This window comes from Bacillus sp. GW823-FHT06B01, from assembly GCF_058952315.1.
This window is the reverse complement of the sequence record NZ_JBXAHR010000031.1, coordinates 1-545: the sequence shown is the minus strand read 5'-3', so window position 1 is coordinate 545 and position 545 is coordinate 1. Positions and strand designations below refer to the sequence as shown.

Annotated in this window: 1 pseudogene; it reads right to left on the bottom strand. The window is 39.6% G+C overall.

Annotated features, from left to right (window positions below):
* Window positions 1–545, bottom strand: a pseudogene (topB, locus tag AC1Q8N_RS28765) (DNA topoisomerase III); the annotation flags it as partial.

The following is a 545-nucleotide window of genomic DNA, read 5'->3' as shown; positions in this document are numbered from 1 at the left end:
TCACTATCCTTCTCCCATTTCCCCTCATACTTCTTTCCTTCTATATTAAAGGTTGCGAACACTTCCCAAAACGGCTCCGACTTAAAGTTTTCTATTTCTTTTTCACGCTTTACGATTAATGCGAGTGTCGGTGTTTGTACACGTCCGGCGGAAAACACATCATTCATTCCCTTTTTCTTTAGCAAAATGCTAAAGACACGCGATGCATTCATACCAACGACCCAGTCAGCGCATGATCTTGTATATGCTTCGTAATACGTATTAATCGTATCTGCTTCATCTAGTAAGTTTTTAAACCCTTGATAAATTGCTTGCTTCGTTAAAGAGGAAATCCAAAGACGTTTCATCGGCTTTTGCACGTTACAAAGATTAATAATGTTTCGTACGATTAATTCCCCTTCACGCCCAGCATCACCCGCGTGAATAATTTCTGTTACCCCCGGATTATGTAGCAGCTGTTTCACAACATTAAATTGCTTATACTTTGACTTTGTTACCTCAAACTGAAAACGCTCTGGAATCATCGGTAACGTATTAAGTGACCA